The 16,106-nt window shown below is 74.5% G+C and carries 14 protein-coding genes; 10 read left to right on the top strand and 4 right to left on the bottom strand.

Features of this window, described 5'->3' with window-relative positions; genetic code table 11:
* Positions 1 to 84 precede the first annotated feature (84 nt).
* From ACA361_RS31260 to mshC, 7 genes are all read left to right on the top strand, one after another.
* A complete protein-coding gene (locus tag ACA361_RS31260; RefSeq protein ID WP_375017954.1) occupies positions 85 to 807 on the top strand; it encodes a histidine phosphatase family protein in 723 nt (240 codons plus the stop codon).
* Positions 808 to 816: 9 nt separating this feature from the next.
* Entirely contained in the window at positions 817 to 1,365 is a 549-nt protein-coding gene (locus tag ACA361_RS31255) for a DUF3090 domain-containing protein (protein ID WP_375017952.1), read from the top strand.
* A gap of 98 nt (positions 1,366 to 1,463) precedes the next feature.
* The gene (locus tag ACA361_RS31250; RefSeq protein WP_375017950.1) at positions 1,464 to 2,234 is read left to right on the top strand and encodes an SCO1664 family protein; all 771 of its coding nucleotides are present in this window, start codon (positions 1,464 to 1,466) and stop codon (positions 2,232 to 2,234) included.
* A gap of 49 nt (positions 2,235 to 2,283) precedes the next feature.
* Positions 2,284 to 3,084, top strand: coding sequence for an NRDE family protein (locus ACA361_RS31245; protein ID WP_375017948.1), 801 nt, complete (start codon positions 2,284 to 2,286; stop codon positions 3,082 to 3,084).
* 159 nt (positions 3,085 to 3,243) lie between these two features.
* Complete coding sequence (locus tag ACA361_RS31240; RefSeq protein ID WP_375017946.1) at positions 3,244 to 4,326, top strand: ABC transporter permease; 1,083 nt, start codon at positions 3,244 to 3,246, stop codon at positions 4,324 to 4,326.
* A 6-nt stretch (positions 4,327 to 4,332) separates the two neighbouring features.
* Positions 4,333 to 5,277, top strand: a complete 945-nt coding sequence (locus ACA361_RS31235; protein ID WP_375017944.1) for an ABC transporter permease — start codon at positions 4,333 to 4,335, stop codon at positions 5,275 to 5,277.
* Between the two features lie 60 nt (positions 5,278 to 5,337).
* Positions 5,338 to 6,567 (top strand): cysteine--1-D-myo-inosityl 2-amino-2-deoxy-alpha-D-glucopyranoside ligase, encoded by a 1,230-nt coding sequence (mshC, locus tag ACA361_RS31230; protein WP_375017942.1) that lies wholly within the window; start codon positions 5,338 to 5,340, stop codon positions 6,565 to 6,567.
* Positions 6,568 to 6,592: 25 nt separating this feature from the next.
* Here mshC and ACA361_RS31225 read toward each other — a convergent pair whose 3' ends face one another.
* The 4 genes from ACA361_RS31225 to ACA361_RS31210 form a co-directional block, all read right to left on the bottom strand.
* Complete coding sequence (locus ACA361_RS31225) at positions 6,593 to 7,492, bottom strand: oxygenase MpaB family protein (protein WP_375017940.1); 900 nt, start codon at positions 7,490 to 7,492, stop codon at positions 6,593 to 6,595.
* A gap of 92 nt (positions 7,493 to 7,584) precedes the next feature.
* On the bottom strand, positions 7,585 to 9,174 hold the full coding sequence (locus ACA361_RS31220; RefSeq protein WP_375017938.1) for a serine/threonine-protein kinase: 1,590 nt from the start codon (positions 9,172 to 9,174) through the stop codon (positions 7,585 to 7,587).
* A gap of 170 nt (positions 9,175 to 9,344) precedes the next feature.
* The gene (locus ACA361_RS31215; RefSeq protein WP_366625094.1) at positions 9,345 to 10,187 is read right to left on the bottom strand and encodes a PAC2 family protein; all 843 of its coding nucleotides are present in this window, start codon (positions 10,185 to 10,187) and stop codon (positions 9,345 to 9,347) included.
* A 203-nt stretch (positions 10,188 to 10,390) separates the two neighbouring features.
* Positions 10,391 to 10,849 carry a universal stress protein gene (locus tag ACA361_RS31210; RefSeq protein ID WP_375017936.1) on the bottom strand — a complete coding sequence of 153 codons (459 nt, stop codon included), beginning with the start codon at positions 10,847 to 10,849 and terminating at the stop codon, positions 10,391 to 10,393.
* 133 nt (positions 10,850 to 10,982) lie between these two features.
* On the opposite strand from ACA361_RS31210, the gene metH reads away from it, so the two are divergent.
* The 3 genes from metH to ACA361_RS31195 all read left to right on the top strand — a co-directional run bounded on the left by metH (position 10,983) and on the right by ACA361_RS31195 (position 15,990).
* On the top strand, positions 10,983 to 14,483 hold the full coding sequence (gene metH / locus ACA361_RS31205) for a methionine synthase (RefSeq protein ID WP_375017934.1): 3,501 nt from the start codon (positions 10,983 to 10,985) through the stop codon (positions 14,481 to 14,483).
* Between the two features lie 59 nt (positions 14,484 to 14,542).
* Entirely contained in the window at positions 14,543 to 15,235 is a 693-nt protein-coding gene (locus tag ACA361_RS31200) for an HAD family hydrolase (protein WP_375017932.1), read from the top strand.
* A gap of 314 nt (positions 15,236 to 15,549) precedes the next feature.
* Positions 15,550 to 15,990: a hypothetical protein gene (locus ACA361_RS31195; protein ID WP_375017930.1), complete on the top strand. Its 441-nt coding sequence runs from the start codon at positions 15,550 to 15,552 to the stop codon at positions 15,988 to 15,990.
* Positions 15,991 to 16,106 lie beyond the last annotated feature (116 nt).

Genomic DNA, 16,106 nt, shown 5'->3' with positions numbered 1-16,106 from the left:
CTGGCGCATCGGGCGCCGCCCGGGGAACCCCGGGCGGCCCGCGGCGGAGATCGGCGGCCGCGGTGATCTCGTAGAGTGCCTGGCGTGACGACGCTTCTGCTGGTGCGGCACGGCCTCACCGCGATGACCGGCCCGCTGCTCGCCGGCTGGACGCCCGGACTGGGCCTGGACGACCGGGGGCGCGCCCAGGCGCGGGACCTGGCCGCCCGGCTCGCCCCGGTCCCGCTGGCCGCCGTGGTGTCCAGCCCGCTGGACCGCTGCGTGCAGACCGCCGAGGCCGTCGTGCGGGCGCACGGCACGCCGGTGGAGAAGATCGAGCTGGACGAGCGCTTCGGCGAGGTCCACTACGGCGACTGGACCGGCCGCCCGCTCAAGGAGCTGGCCGAGGAGCCGCTGTGGAAGGTCGTGCAGGCCCACCCCAGCGCGGCCCGCTTCCCGGGCGAGGACGGCGAGGCGATGGCGGACGCGCAGCACCGCGCGGTGAGCGCCGTGCGCGACTGGAACGCGCGGGTCGCCGCCGAGCACGGCCCGGACGCGACGTACGCGGTGTGCAGCCACGGCGACATCATCAAGGCGATCGTGGCCGACGCGATGGGCCTGCACCTGGACCAGTTCCAGCGGATCCAGGCCGCGCCCGCCTCGCTGACGGTGATCCGCTACACCGAGCTGCGGCCGTTCCTGGTGCGGCTGAACGACACCGGCGGCGGCGTCGAGGATCTGCTGCCGCCGCCGCCCGGCGAGGCCGGCGAGACCGGCGGCGGTGCCGGCGGGGGAGACGGTGACGCGGCGGTGGGCGGCGGCGCGTAGGGTCGAGTCATGCCCGTCATCTCCTATGAACTGCCGGAAAGGTTCGTCGCCGGGGCCGTGGGGCGGCCCGGTGACCGCGCCTTCTACCTGCAGGCCCGGTCGGGCCGCCGGGTCACCAGCGTGGGGCTGGAGAAGTTCCAGGTGACCCTGCTGGCCGAGCGGCTGGAGGAGCTGCTGGACGAGGTGCTGCGCCGCAGCGGCGGCGACGCGCCGGTGCCGGCGGCGACCCCGGCCGAGCTGCGCGACGACGGGCCGCTCGACCAGCCGGTGGAGGAGGAGTTCAAGGTCGGCACGATGGCGCTGGCCTGGGACCCCGAGGACGAGCACGTCGTCATCGAGGCCCAGGAGGTCACCGAGGGCGACGACGACGCCGAGGTCGGCGAGGACGATCCGGCGATCGCGGTGCTGCGGGTGCGGATCACGGCCGCGCAGGCGAGGGCGTTCGCCGAGCGGGCGCTGAAGGTGGTGGCGGCGGGCCGGCCGCCGTGCCCGCTGTGCGGGCTGCCGCTGGACTCCGAGGGGCATGTCTGCCCCCGGCAGAACGGGTATCTCGGCTAGAACGGCCGGTGCGGCCGGGAACGGTTCAGGAACGGCGAACGACACGGGGCGGATCGGGTGTGCTGGATCATGGACGGGACGGACGGAAGAATGAACGCATGACGCAGTCCTCCCGGGATCGTTCCCCCGCCGGCGACGGGCGCGCCGTGTCGCCCCGCGACACCGAGGCGGCGGAGGCGCTGCTGGCGCGCGGCCGGCTGGCGGTGGAGGGGCGGCTGGTCCAGGCGTCCAACGCCACGCTGTACTGCGCGATCGAGCTGGACGGGCTGAGCGCGGCCTGCGTCTACAAGCCGGTCGCGGGGGAGCGCCCGCTGTGGGACTTCCCCGACGGGACGCTCGCCGAGCGGGAGGTGGCGGCGTACGAGGTGTCGAAGGCGATGGCGCTGGACGTGGTGCCGCCCACCGTGCACCGCGACGGCCCGTACGGGCCCGGCATGGTGCAGCTGTGGGTGGAGCCCGACCCGGACGTGGACCTGGTGGCGCTGTCGCGCTCCGACGACGCGGCGATCCGCCGGATGGCGGTGTTCGACGCGGTCGTCAACAACGCCGACCGCAAGATCGGGCACCTGCTGCCGCCGGGCGACGGGCACGTGTACGGCTGCGACCACGGCGTGTGCTTCTCGGTGGAGTACAAGCTGCGCACGGTGCTGTGGCAGTGGCGCGGCAAGAAGCTGACCGGCGAGGCCGTCGAGGCGCTGGGCCGGGTGGAGGCGGAGCTGCGGTCGGGGCCGCTGGGGGAGCGGCTGGGGGAGCTGCTGACGCGCGACGAGGTGGACGCGACGCGGCGCCGGGTGGACCTGATGCTCAAGCACCGCATCCACCCGTACCCGCCGGAGGACTGGCCGGCGATCCCCTGGCCGCCGATGTAGCGGACCCCGGTGCGGCGGGCATTTCGGGCATGATGCTCAAATAGGGGCCATGTGTACGGCGATCGTCAGCGTCGACCCCTCCTCCCCGGTCCCCGTCATCCTCGTGGGCGTGCGCGACGAGTTCACCGCGCGCTCCTGGGACCCGCCCGCCCGGCACTGGCCGGACCGGCCGCGGCTGGTCGGCGGCCGCGACCGCCGCGCCGGAGGGACCTGGCTGGCCGCCGACCCGGTCGCGGTGCGCGCCGCGACCGTCCTCAACGCCCGCGGCCCGATGCCGCCCGAGGAGACCCGCCTCTCGCGCGGCGAGCTGCCGCTGCGGGTCGCCGCCGACGGCAAGCTCGGCCGGATCGACCTGCCGCGCTTCGACCCGTTCCTGCTGATCGGCGCCGAGCCCGGCACGGTGCGGCTCTGGCACTGGAACGGCGCGGAGCTCGCCGAGCGCGAGCTGGGGCCGGGCCTGCACATGGTCCTCAACAGCGGCCTGGAGGGGGAGGGGCAGCGGGCCGGCGAGACCGAGGACATGCACATGATCGCTCGGCTGGGGCACTTCCGGCCGCTGTTCGCCGCCGCCGCGCGCCCCGAGCCGCGCCCGGACGCCCGTACCGTCCAGGAGGCATGGGGCGAGTGGCTGCCGCTGGCCGAGGGCGGCGGGCTGGCCCGCACCGACCCGGCGTCGCTGCTCCCGCTCGTCGAGATCGAGGAGGGCCGGGTGTGGGGCACCACCTCGGTCTCCCTGATCGCCCTGTCGGCGGACGGCCTGCGCTACGACTTCCGCGCCCTGGGCGGCGCGGGCGACGAAGTGGACCAAGGGGACGAGGGGCGCGCCGGAGGCTGGATCCGCGCGGTCTGAGCGCGGCGGGCCGGGCCTCTTGCGCGGGCACGCCCTCTTGTCTCACCCTGAGTGCTACCTTGACTACCTCGTGCGATCTTTGCGCGTCCGGACGGGGCCGGTCAGCGGAGCGACGAGGGGAGTGCGCATGGCAGGCAGCCGGCCGCGGGGGGCGCCGCGATGACGTTCACCGAGCCGAAGGGCGCGGCCGGCGCCGGAAGGGGGACCGGCGCCGGGAAGGGCGCCGGCGAGGGCGCCGAGGCGGGACCGGCCGACGAGGAGCCGCGAGAACGGCCCGGCGGGCACGAACGGCCGGCGTGGCCGGAACGGTGGGAGCGGCCGGAGTACGTCCCCGCGGGCCGGGCCTGGCGGCGGTTCCGCCGCGACCGCGCCGCGATGGCGGCGCTGGCGCTGCTGGCGGCGGTGACGCTGTTCGCGCTCCTGGCGCCGCTCCTGGAGGCGGTGACCGGGCACCCCTACGACGCCACGTTCCCCCGCACCGGGCTCGGCCCGTCGGGGCAGCCGGTGGGGCCGGGCGCGGAGTTCTGGCTGGGCGCCGACCAGCTCGGCCGCGACGTGCTGGTCCGCGCCGCGTACGGGGCGCGGATCTCGCTGCTGGTCGGCGTCGGCTCGGCGGCGCTGGCCGCCGTGGCGGGCGTCGCCGCGGGCCTGGTCGCCGGGTTCGCGGGCGGGGTGGTGGACGCGGTGCTGTCCCGGCTGATGGACCTCACGCTGGCGCTGCCGTACCTGCTGGTGGCGATCACGCTGGCCACCACGTTCCAGATCTCCTCGGCGGGGGCCGGGCTGGCGATGACCGTGCTGGTGATCGCGGTCTTCTCGTTCGCCGGGCTGGGCCGGGTGGTGCGCGGGCAGGTGCTGTCGCTGAAGGAGAAGCCGTTCGTGGAGGCGGCGCGGGCGCTGGGCGCGAGCCGCACCCGCATCATGTTCGTGGACGTGCTGCCGAACCTGGCGGCGCAGGTGACGGTGCTGGCCTCGCTGCTGGTCCCGGCGGCGATGGCGTTCGAGGCGACGCTGTCGTTCCTGGGGGCGGGGGTGCGGCCGCCGGTGCCGAGCTGGGGCTCCATGCTCGGCGAGGGCGGCGAGGTGTTCCAGACGGCCTGGTGGACGCTGGCGGTTCCGGGCGCCCTGCTGCTGCTCACCACGCTGGCGTTCAACCTGCTGGGGGACGGCATCCGCGCCGCGCTGGGCGGCCCGGGCGGCGGCGGCCGCGCCCGGGTCCCGCGGGCCGCCCGGGGGAGGTGACCGCCGATGGCGGCGCTGCTGGTCCGGCGGGTGCTCCACGCGGTCCTGGTGCTGTGGCTGGTGTCGACGCTGGTGTTCGCGTTCCTGCACCTGTCGCCCGCGCCGGTCGAGCGGGTCATCGGCGGCCCGCGCGCCAGCGCCGAGACGCTCGCCCTGATCCGCGCCAACCTCGGCCTGGACCGGCCGCTGCCGGTGCAGTACGGGGACTTCCTGCTGCGGCTGGCGCGCGGCGACCTCGGCGACTCCTACGTCAACGGCGGCGCGGTCGCCGGGCTGATCGCCGACCGGCTGCCGACCACGCTGGTGCTGGTGTGCGGCGGGGCGGTGCTGTGGCTGGCGGGCGGGGTGGCGGCCGGGGCGCTGACGGCCACCCGGGCGCGCGGCCTCTGGGACCGCGCCACGACCGTCCTGGTGCTGCTGGGGATGTCGACGCCGGCGTTCGTGATGGCGCTGGCGCTGCTGTTCCTGCTGTCGTCGCTGCCCGCGCAGGCCGGGCTGCCGCACTTCGAGGCGGGCCCGCCGATGCAGGAGCACTTCTGGCGGCGGATGGTGCTGCCGTGGATCTCGCTGGCGCTGCTGCTGGTGGCCACGTACGCGCGGCTGACGCGCGGGTCGATGCTGGACGTGCTGGAGGAGGACTACATCCGCGCGGCGCGCTCCAAGGGGCTGCCGGAGCGGCGGGTCGTCTACCGGCACGGGCTGCGGGCGGCGATGGCGCCGGTGCTGACGCAGTTCGGCGTGGACGTGGGGATGCTGATGGGCTCGACGATCGTCACCGAGAAGGTCTTCGGGCTCCAGGGGGTGGGCCAGCTCGTCCACCAGTCGATCGCGGTGGGCGACAGCCCGGTGGTCATCGGGGTGACGCTGACCGTCACCCTGTTCGTGATCGCCGCGAACCTGGCCGTCGACGTCGGCTACGCGGTGCTGGACCCGCGCCTCCGCTCGGCCTGAGCGCCCATCCCGGTGATCTCGGCGTAGGGGGACGAACGGTGCATGGATAAGCTTTCCGGTATGCGATCGTGGCCCGTTCCCCAAGTGCCCAGCCTCTCCGCCGCCGGCCTGCCCGCCCCGGGCGGGCGGCTGCGCCTGCACGACACGGGGACGGGTTCGCTGCGCCCCACCGAGCCGGGCGAGACGGCCCGGATGTACGTGTGCGGCATCACCCCCTACGACGCCACCCACCTGGGCCACGCCAACACCTACCTCGCGTTCGACCTGGTCAACCGGGTGTGGCGGGACCTGGGGCACACCGTCCACTACGTCCAGAACGCCACCGACGTCGACGACCCGCTGCTGGAGCGCGCCCAGCAGACCGGCGAGGACTGGCGGGAGCTGGCCGACCGCGAGATCGAGCTGTTCCGGGAGGACATGACCGCGCTGCGGATCCTGCCGCCCGACCAGTACGTCGGCGCGGTCGAGGCGATCCCGCTGATCGTGCGGATGGTGGAGAAGCTGCGCGCCCGCGGCGCCACCTACGAGGTCGGCGGCGACCTGTACTTCCCGGTGTCCGCGGACCCGGCGTTCGGCGAGGTGAGCCGGCTGAGCCGCGCGGAGATGGCGCCGCTGTTCGCCGAGCGGGGCGGCGACCCGGACCGGGCGGGCAAGAAGGACCCCCTGGACGCGCTGGTCTGGATGGCGCAGCGCCCCGGCGAGCCCGGCTGGGAGTCGCCGTTCGGCACCGGCCGCCCCGGCTGGCACGTGGAGTGCTCGGCGATCTCGGTCGAGTACCTGGGGATGGGCTTCGACGTCGAGGGCGGCGGCTCGGACCTGGCGTTCCCGCACCACGAGATGGGCGCCTCGCACGCCCAGGCGGCCACCGGGGAGAGCCCGCACGCCCGCGCGTACGTGCACGCGGGCATGGTCGGCCTGGACGGCGAGAAGATGTCCAAGTCGCGCGGCAACCTGGTGTTCGTGTCCCGGCTGCGGCGCGGCGGCGCCGACCCGATGGCGATCCGGCTGGCGCTGCTGGCCCACCACTACCGGTCGGACTGGGAGTGGACCGGCGCCGGCCTGGAGGCCGCGGCCGCCCGGCTGGAGCGGTGGCGCGCCGCCGCCGCGCGCCCGTCCGGCCCGGCCGCCGCGCCGGTGGCCGCCGCGGTGCGCGGGCATCTGGCCGAGGACCTGGACGCGCCGGCCGCCCTGGAGGCGATCGACCGCTGGGCCGCCGAGCCCGGGGACGACACCGCCGCGCCCGGCCAGGTCAGGGCCATCGCCGACGCGCTGCTCGGCGTCCTCCTCTGATCGCCTCAGAGGGACTCCCGGGGCGTCAGGCGGCGGTCGCCGGCCGCTGGGCCGCGTACTTGCGCGCCCGGCGGGCGACCCGGCGCCGCGACGCCCACAGCATCACCGGGATGCCGGCCTGGCGCAGCCGCCGCGGGACGAGCCGGTAGAAGAACGCGTGGAACCTCAGCAGGCCCCACAGGACGCGGTCCTTGCGGCCGCTCCAGGGCAGCCCGTACTGGTCCCTGATCCGCTCGGGCAGCAGCCCGGTGGTGACGAACCGGTTGAGCCACAGGGCGGGCGCCATCCAGCGCAGCTTGCGCGCCCACAGCACCTCCCGCATGATCTCGCGGCCGGCGTCGGTGACCTCCAGGGAGCCGATCATCTCGTCCATGTAGCGGCGGAACGCGCCGATGTCCTCGGGCTGCGCGCCGGGCGGGCAGCCGAGCACGTCGGCGACGTACCGGGCCTGGTCGATGTAGGCGGCGGCGCGGTCGCCGCTGGGGGAGCCGAGCACCCGCTCGTAGACGAACAGGGCGGCGTCGATCAGCGTGGCGTTCACCCAGACCTGGAGGTCGGGATCGTTGCCGGAGTATCCGGGGCCGGTGATCCGCTCGTGCATGCGGCGGATCGCGCGGCCCATCCGCGCGGCCTCCTCGGCGCCGCCGAACGTGACGATCATCAGGAAGTCGAGGGTGCCGAACAGCCGGTCGAGGGGCCGGTCGCGCAGGTCGCTGTGGTCGGCGACGCCCTGCGCGACCTTGGGGTGGGCGACCTGGAGCAGCAGCGCGCGGCCGGCGCCCAGCATGACGGCGGGCTCGGCGGCCACCAGGCGGAGGACGGAGCGGTCCGGCGCGGGCGGTGCGGGGGCCTCAGGGACTTCGGGGGCCTCAGGGGCGTTGGGAGCCTCGGGGGACGCGGAGGGGTCGGGGGGCACGGGCGGCACGGTGATCCTTCCGCCGACGGCATGCGGTAAGTGCATACTTCCGTACGGTCCGTCCCGTAACAAGACTTCTTGGCCAATTGCCAACAAGGACGTCACTTCACGACGTAGCAGTCCCAGTCCCCGGGCGTCCCGGCGCTGCCGCCGAGCCGGGCCTCGGCGTCGGGCGCGTACTGCGACCGGCAGACCTGCGTCATCGTGATGTGGGTGTCGACGCCCACGCCCTTGGGGTCGCAGTACCACTCGCCCGCCCGGAAGTCGGCGGTGAAGTCGCCGCTCGCGTCGCAGTAGCGCTGCGGGTCGGGGGAGCCGAGCACCACCGGCTCGGGGTCCGGCCGCCCGCCGCCGGGCGGATCGTCCCCGCCGCCGCCCGTACCGCCGGTGGGGGCCGGGCCGCCGCCGCCCTGCCCGGGCGCCCCGGAGGGACGGCCGCCGTCCGGGGTGCCCGCCGGGGTCCGCGAGCGCGCCGGGTCGGCGGCCGGGCGGCTCCGCTCGGACGCGGTCGCCGCCGGCGTGCCCGAGCCGGCCGGCCCGTTCCCGGAGGGGTGGGCGACGGGCGCGCCGCGGCCGCGCTCGCCGGAGGTCAGCGCCATCACCCCGTAGGTCGCGCCGCCGGCGGCCACGGCGATGGCGGCCGCCGCCAGCACGGCGGGGAGCCGGCCGCGCCGCCGGCGCCGCCGGCCGCCCCGGGAACCCGTCCCCGGCCGCGTGCTCTCGGTGGAGCCCTTCTCTGCGGGCCCCGCGCCCCCTGCGCCGCCCGCGGTCTCCTCTGCCGGGGCCGCGGGCGCTCCGGCGGACAGGAGCGGGTCAGGCGCGGCGTTCTCAGGTTCCTCGGGAACTTCCGCGGGCCCGGAAGCCGCTGAGGGCGCGAACGCGTCGTCGTGGCCCACCAGGCGCAGTAGGACCTGGGCGGCCGTGGGCCGCTCGGCCGGGTCCTTGGCCAGAGCGGCGGCCACCAGGGCGCGCAGGTCGCCGTCCAGGTCGCCGAGGTCGGGCTCGTGGTGCAGGATCCGGTAGATCACGGCGGTGATCGAGTCCGCGCCGAACGGGGGCCGCCCGGTCGCCGCGAACGTCATCGTCGCGCCCCAGGCGAACACGTCCGCCGGCGCGCCGACCTCGTCGCCGGTCACCTGCTCGGGCGCCATGTACGCCGGGGTCCCGACGGGCCGGCTGCTGACCGCGCTGGCCGCGTCCAGGACCCTCGACAGCCCGAAGTCGATGACCCGCGGGCCGTCGGGGCCGAGCAGGACGTTGTGCGGCTTGAGGTCGCGGTGCACGATCCCGGCGCGGTGGATGGCGGCCAGCGCGCTGGCGGTGTTGACCGCCAGCCGCTCCAGCGTGCCGCCGGTGATCGGGCCCGCCGCGGCCACCTGGCGGCTCAGTGACGGGCCGGGGACGTACTCGCTGACCAGGTACGGGTTGTCGCCGGCGACGTCGGCGTCCATGACCTGCGCGGTGCAGAACCGGGCGACCTGGCGGGCGACGGACGCCTCGCGGACGAACCGGGCCCGCGCGGTCTCGTCGTCGTCGAACCGCACCCGCAGCAGCTTGACCGCGACCCGCTCGCCGCCCGGCCCGGCGCCCAGGAAGACCGTGCCCTGGCCGCCCGAGCCGAGCCTGCCGACCAGCTCGTACGCGCCCAGGCGCCTGGGGTCCTGCGGCTGCAGGGGCTGGGCCTCGGGCACACGGGCTCCTTCACGTCCGGCGTCGGGTCGCATGATGCCATCGGGCGCGCGTCCCGGCAGCGGACGGCGCCCGCTCCCACACCTATCACCTGCCGGGCGCGGCCCGTGCGGGATCGCCGTTCATCGCGTGACCCGACATGCCGGAAACGTCCCCTGGAGGGGCGCGGCGGTCAGCCGGCGTCGCGGCGCCTCAGGTAGCGCTCGAACTCGCGGGCGATGGCGTCGCCGCTGGCCTCGGGCAGCTCGGTGGCGTCCTTCTGCTCCTCCAGCGTCCGGACGTACTCGGCGACCTCGGAGTCCTCCTCGGCCAGCTCGTTCACGCCGTTCTCCCAGGCGCGCGCCTCCTCGGGCAGCTCGCCCAGCGGGACGGTCACGTCGAGCAGGTCCTCCACGCGGCGCAGCAGCGCCAGCGTGGCCTTGGGGGAGGGCGGCTGGGCGACGTAGTGCGGGACGGCCGCCCACAGCGACACGGTGCTCAGGTCGGCCTTGGCGCAGGCGTCCTGCAGCACGCCCAGGATGCCGGTGGGACCCTCGTACCGGGTCGGCTCGAGGTTGAGGGTGGAGACCAGGCCCGCCTCGGACGCCGCGCCGGTGACGGGGACCGGGCGGGTGTGGGGCGCGTCGGCCAGCAGCGCGCCCAGCAGGACGACGTTCTGCACGTTCAGCTCCAGCATGAGCCCGACCAGCTCGCGGCAGAACGACCGCCACCGCATGTTGGGCTCGATCCCGTGCACCAGGACCACGTCGCGGCCCGAGGGCAGCCGGGTCCAGGAGATCCGGGTGGTGGGCCAGGTGATCCCGCGGCTCTCGCCGTCGCTCATCTCGATGAGCGGCCGGGTGACCTGGAAGTCGTAGTAGTCGTCGGGGTCGAACTCGGCGATCGGAACCGCGTCCCAGGTGGACTCCAGATGCTGGACGACCCCGCTGGCGGCCTCCCCGGCGTCGTTCCACCCCTCAAAGGCGGCCACGAGCACCGGGTTCACGAGCTCCGGCACGCTTTCCAGCTCGACCACGCGCTGCCTCCTTCCGACGTCGGGTACAGCGTCACCGCGGGGGCCGTCATTCCCGGGTCGGGGGCCCGGGATCATGATCGGTGGCTGCCACCCTACGTCCTGAGTGGGGACCTACCCCACCGATCCGCCGCCCAGACCTCACCGGGACGGGGCGGCGGACGGGCGCGGTCACGATTGGATCTCGCCGCCGGCCGGCGCCGCGGTCACTTGCCGTCGGTGGTGTGCACGATCAGCACGTCGCACGGGGAGCGGTGCGAGAGGTTGGCCGGGACCGAGCCGAGGATCCGGCCGGCCAGGCTGTTGAGGCCGCGGTTGCCGACCACGACCAGGTCGGCCGCGCGGTCCTTGGCCAGCCTGCTGATCACGTCGACCGCGTCGCCCTCGACGGCCTCGTGCTCGATGTCCTTGGCGCCGGCCGCCACCGCGCGCTCGCGGGCGGCCCGCAGCGCGTCGTCGGCGGGCGTGGAGCCCTGGACCTTGTACGCCAGGTCGCCCAGCCGGTCGGCGGCGGACTGCCGCTCGCGCTCGGGCATCGGGCTGTAGGCGGACGCGAGCAGCAGCGTGGCGCCGGTGGCGGCGGCCAGCTGGGCGGCCCGGTCGACCGCGCGGAACGAGGTGTCCGAGCCGTCCGTGCCGACGAGGATGGTGCGGTATGCGCTCATGCCGCTCCTTACCGGGGAGTAGGTTGCAGGGTGGCACGTTATCCTCCCGGTGACCCATCCGTCACGGGGCCGCGCCCCCGTACCGGGAGATGCGCGCGCGGGCGGCCGCGCGCCTTGGCTAGGCTGGGTCACCATGAGCACTCCCACTTCGCACTCCTTGCGTCAGGCCCTCAAGCAACGCGTCGTCGTGGCCGACGGGGGCATGGGGACGATGCTCCAGGAGGCCGGCCCCACCCTCGACGACTTCCAGGGCCACGAGGGCTGCAACGAGATCCTGAACGTCACCCGGCCCGACATCGTCCGCGCGGTGCACGCGGCCTACTTCGACGCCGGCGTCGACTGCGTCGAGACCAACACCTTCGGCGCCAACCTCGCCAACCTCGGCGAGTACGGCATCACCGAGCGGATCTACGAGCTGGCCGAGGCGGGCGCCCGGCTGGCCCGCGAGGTCGCCGACGAGTACTCCACCGAGGACCGCCCCCGCTGGGTGATCGGCTCGGTCGGCCCGGGCACCAAGCTGCCCACGCTCGGCCACGTCACGTTCGCCGAGCTGCGCGACGCCTACCAGAAGACCGCCGAGGGCCTCATCGACGGCGGTGTCCAGGCCATCCTCGTGGAGACCTGCCAGGACCTCCTCCAGGCCAAGGCCGCCCTGATCGGCGCCAAGCGCGCCATCGCCGCGGCCGGCTCGGGCACCGTGCTGATCGGCCAGGTCACCATCGAGCAGAACGGCGCGATGCTGATGGGGTCGGAGATCGGCGCCGCGCTGACCGCGCTGGAGCCGCTCGACCTCGACCTGATCGGGCTCAACTGCGCCACCGGCCCCGCCGAGATGAGCGAGCACCTGCGCTACCTGGCCCGGCACGCCCGGATCGGGATCTCCTGCATGCCCAACGCGGGCCTGCCCGAGCTGACCTCCGACGGCGCCCACTACCCGCTGACGCCGGGCGAGCTGGCCGACGCGCACGACACGTTCACCCGCGAGTTCGGCCTGTCGCTGGTCGGCGGCTGCTGCGGCACCACGCCCGAGCACCTGCGCCAGGTCGTGGAGCGGGTCCGCGGCCGCGAGGTCGCCGAGCGCCGCCCGCGCCCCGAGCCCGGCGCCTCCTCCCTCTACCAGCACGTCCCGTTCCGCCAGGACACCTCGTACCTGGCGATCGGCGAGCGCACCAACGCCAACGGCTCCAAGGCGTTCCGGGAGGCGATGCTGGAGGAGCGCTGGGACGACTGCGTCAAGATCGCCCGGGACCAGGCGCGCGACGGCGCCCACATGATCGACCTGTGCGTCGACTACGTCGGCCGCGACGGCGCCAAGGACATGAAGGAGCTGGCGTTCCGGTTCGCCACCGCCGCCACTCTGCCGATCGTGCTCGACTCCACCGAGATCCCGGTGCTCCAGGCCGGCCTGGAGATGCTCGGCGGCCGCGCCGTGGTCAACTCCGTCAGCTTCGAGGACGGCGACGGCGAGAACTCCAAGCTCCGCAGGCTGATGCCGATCGTTCGCGAGCACGGCGCCGGGATCGTCGTCATGTGCATCGACGAGGAGGGCCAGGCCCGCACCGCCGACCGCAAGGTCGAGATCGCCTCCCGGATGATCGAGGAGCTCACCGGGAACTGGGGCATGCGGGTCGGCGACATCATCGTCGACTGCCTCACCTTCACCATCGGCACCGGCCAGGAGGAGTCCCGCCGGGACGCCCTGGAGACGATCGAGGCGATCCGCGGCCTCAAGCGCCGCTACCCGGACGTGCAGACCACGCTGGGCCTGTCGAACGTCTCGTTCGGCCTCAACCCGGCCGCGCGGATCGTGCTGAACTCGGTTTTCCTGAACGAGTGCGCCGACGCCGGCCTGGACTCGGCGATCGTGCACGCCTCCAAGATCCTGCCGATGACGCGGATTCCCGAGGAGCAGCGCAAGGTCGCCCTGGACCTCGTCTATGACAGGCGCAGCCCGGCCGTCGAAGGCGGCGAAGCCTACGACCCGCTGCTGACGTTCATGGAGCTGTTCGAGGGCGTCGACACCGCGGCGATGAAGGCCGACCGGTCCGCCGAGCTGCTCGCGCTGCCGCTGTGGGAGCGCCTCAAGCGCCGCATCGTGGACGGCGAGCTGGACGGCCTGAACGCCGACCTCGACGAGGCCCTCACCCAGCGGCCCGCCCTGGAGATCGTCAACGACGTGCTGCTGGACGGCATGAAGACGGTCGGCGAGCTGTTCGGCTCCGGGCAGATGCAGCTGCCGTTCGTGCTGCAGAGCGCCGAGGTCATGAAGACCGCGGTCGCCTACCTCGAGCCGCACATGGAGAAGTCGGAGGAGGACGGCGGCAAGGGCCGGATCGTGCTGGCCACGGTCAAGGGCGACGTCCACGACATCGGCAAGAACCTCGTCGACATCATCCTGTCCAACAACGGCTACGAGGTCGTGAACCTCGGCATCAAGCAGCCGATGTCGGCGATCCTCCAGGCCGCCGAGAACGAGCGCGCCGACGTGATCGGGATGTCCGGGCTGCTGGTCAAGTCCACCGTGATCATGAAGGAGAACCTGGAGGAGCTGAACTCCCGGGGCCTGTCGGGCCGGTGGCCGGTGCTGCTCGGCGGCGCCGCCCTGACCCGCGCCTACGTCGAGCAGGACCTGGCCGGGCTGTTCGACGGCGAGGTCCGCTACGCCCGCGACGCGTTCGAGGGGCTGCGGCTCATGGACGCGTTCATGGCCGTCAAGCGCGGCGAGCAGGGCGCGCAGCTGCCGCCGCTGCGCGAGCGCCGGGTCAAGTCCCGCGGCGCCCGCTTCGAGGTCACCGAGCCCGAGGACATGCCCGCCCGGTCCGACGTCGCCACCGACAACAAGGTGCCCGCGCCGCCGTTCTGGGGCGACCGCATCGTCAAGGGCGTCCCGCTCAACGACTACGCGGCCTTCCTGGACGAGCGCGCCACGTTCATGGGCCAGTGGGGCCTCAAGCCCGCCCGCGGCGCCGGCGGCCCCTCCTACGAGGAGCTGGTGGAGACCGAGGGGCGGCCGCGGCTGCGGATGTGGCTGGACCGCATCCAGACCGAGGGGCTGCTGGAGGCCGCCGTCGTGTACGGCTACTTCCCGGCCGTGTCCGAGGGCAACGACCTGGTCCTGCTGAACGACGACGGCTCGGACCGGGAGCGGTTCACCTTCCCGCGCCAGCGCCGCGACCGGCACCTGTGCCTGGCCGACTTCTTCCGGTCCCGCGAGTCCGGGGAGACCGACGTGGTCGCGTTCCAGCTCGTCACGATGGGCTCGAAGATCGCCGAGGCGACCGGGGAGCTGTTCGCCAAGAACGCCTACCGCGACTACCTGGAGCTGCACGGCCTGTCGGTGCAGCTGACCGAGGCGCTGATGGAGTACTGGCACGCCCGGATCCGGTCGGAGATCGGCTTCGGCGCCGAGGACTCCGACGACGTCGAGGACTTCTTCAAGCTCGGCTACCGCGGCGCCCGCTACTCCTTCGGCTACGCCGCCTGCCCGGAGCTGGAGGACCGCGCCAAGCTGGTCCGGCTGCTGAAGCCGGAGCGGGTCGGGGTGAGCCTGTCGGAGGAGCTCCAGCTGCACCCCGAGCAGTCGGCGGACGCCCTGGTCGTGCACCACCCGGAGGCGAAGTACTTCAACACGTGACCTATCCTCGGTTCCTTCGAAAGATCTTGTTTTCGGGGGATCCGAGGAGGGGTGCGCGCGTGCGCGAGACCGTGCGGGACGACGGTTCGGTGGAGAGCGGCCTGCAGGCCGTCCTGTTCGACATGGACGGCCTGCTGGTCGACTCCGAGCGGCTCTGGCTGGAGGTCGAGACCGAGGCCGTGGAGTGGCTCGGCGGCACCTGGGGGCCCGAGCACCAGGAGAAGCTGGTGGGCGGCTCGGTGGACATCGCGACGGCCTACATGCTGGAGCTGACCGGCGCCGACGTCCCGCCCGCGGAGCTCGGCCGGCGGATGATCGAGGGCATGCGCGAGCGGCTGTCGGCGTGCGCGCCGATGATGCCCGGCGCCAAGGAGCTGCTCGCCGAGATCCGCGCCGCCGGGGTGCCTGCCGCGCTGGTGTCCTCCAGCCACCGCGTGCTGCTGGAGCCGGCCCTGGACGCGATGGGCCGAGAGCACTTCGCCCTCAGCGTCGCCGGGGACGAGGTGAGCCGCACCAAGCCCGACCCCGAGCCGTACCTGACCGCGGTGGCGCGGCTGGGCGCGGTACCGGAGCGGTGCGTGGTCCTGGAGGACTCCCCGAACGGGGTGGCGGCGGCGGAGGCCGCGGGCTGCGTCACCGTCGCCGTCCCGAACGTCCTGCCGGTGCCCCCGGCGCCGGGCCGTACCGTGGTCGGATCGCTGCACGAAGTCGATCTCCGGATGCTGGCCGGGCTGGTCGCCGCGGCCGGCTGACCTCCCGCCCGGCCGGCGCCGCCCGTTCCGCACGGCAGCCCGCCGCAGCCCGCCGGTGCCCAGCGCGTCCGCTCCGCGCGCCCGTGACCTGCCCGAGACCGCTCCGATACCGACCGGTAGGTTACCGTCCTCCCGGTGCCGGCCGGCTGCCGCGAGCGGGGGCCGCCCCCCATACCCGGGGGCGGGTCTCAGGGTGGGGATCACGCCGGAGGAGGAGGCGGCGGGCGCCGGAACCGTCCGGCCGGAGGAGCATGGAACGGCCTCGCGCGTGCTTCCATGGAGGAAGCACCACCATGCGAGATTGAGGGGCCGGCATGACCGATGCGACCATATTCGCGATCAGCCTGGGCATCACCCTGCTGGGACTGGTCATCAGCTGGGGCGTCTACCGGCGGCGGGGCGCGGCGTCGGGGCTGCGCGGCGCGGCCTGGTCGCTGGTGCCGGTGGCCGCCACCATGACGGGGGTGACGGCGTTCTTCGTCGACCTGGCCACGTTCAGCCCGGCCAAGTGGGGCGGTGCCGCCATCGCGGGCGTGGCCGTCCTGCTGTACCTGGTGTCGGGCGTCATGCTCAGCCGCCGCGCGGGCGCGGCGGCGGACAGGCCGGCGGCCGGCGGGGGGCGGGAGCGCCGGGCCGCCGGCGGCGACCGGGCGCCCAAGGGGGGACGGAAGGCCGTCGAGCAGTCCAGGCCCGCCGCGGCGGACCCGGAGATGGCCGAGATCGAGGAGATCCTGCGGAACCGCGGCATCAAGTAGCCGCCCGCGGATCTTTACCGCTTTTTTGCCCGCGACTCCCGCCCCGGGAGCCGCGGGAGGCCGGAGCGGCACAGGAGCCCCCTGTGCCGCTCCGGCCCTTCTTTTTGCCTCCGCAC

Source organism: Actinomadura sp. 21ATH (genome assembly GCF_041951345.1).
GTDB lineage: Bacteria > Actinomycetota > Actinomycetes > Streptosporangiales > Streptosporangiaceae > Spirillospora.
Note: the sequence above shows the minus strand (reverse complement) of the source record. Positions and strands in the feature narration are given on the sequence as shown.

Coding starts and splice junctions, on each gene's coding strand:
- ACA361_RS31250 (WP_375017950.1), top strand. CDS start 1,464: ATGACGCAGTCCTCCCGGGATCGTTCCCCCGCCGGCGACGGGCGCGCC.
- mshC (WP_375017942.1), top strand. CDS start 5,338: ATGCGATCGTGGCCCGTTCCCCAAGTGCCCAGCCTCTCCGCCGCCGGC.
- metH (WP_375017934.1), top strand. CDS start 10,983: ATGAGCACTCCCACTTCGCACTCCTTGCGTCAGGCCCTCAAGCAACGC.
- ACA361_RS31235 (WP_375017944.1), top strand. CDS start 4,333: ATGGCGGCGCTGCTGGTCCGGCGGGTGCTCCACGCGGTCCTGGTGCTG.
- ACA361_RS31245 (WP_375017948.1), top strand. CDS start 2,284: ATGTGTACGGCGATCGTCAGCGTCGACCCCTCCTCCCCGGTCCCCGTC.
- ACA361_RS31210 (WP_375017936.1), bottom strand. CDS start 10,849: ATGAGCGCATACCGCACCATCCTCGTCGGCACGGACGGCTCGGACACC.
- ACA361_RS31240 (WP_375017946.1), top strand. CDS start 3,244: ATGACGTTCACCGAGCCGAAGGGCGCGGCCGGCGCCGGAAGGGGGACC.
- ACA361_RS31255 (WP_375017952.1), top strand. CDS start 817: ATGCCCGTCATCTCCTATGAACTGCCGGAAAGGTTCGTCGCCGGGGCC.
- ACA361_RS31195 (WP_375017930.1), top strand. CDS start 15,550: ATGACCGATGCGACCATATTCGCGATCAGCCTGGGCATCACCCTGCTG.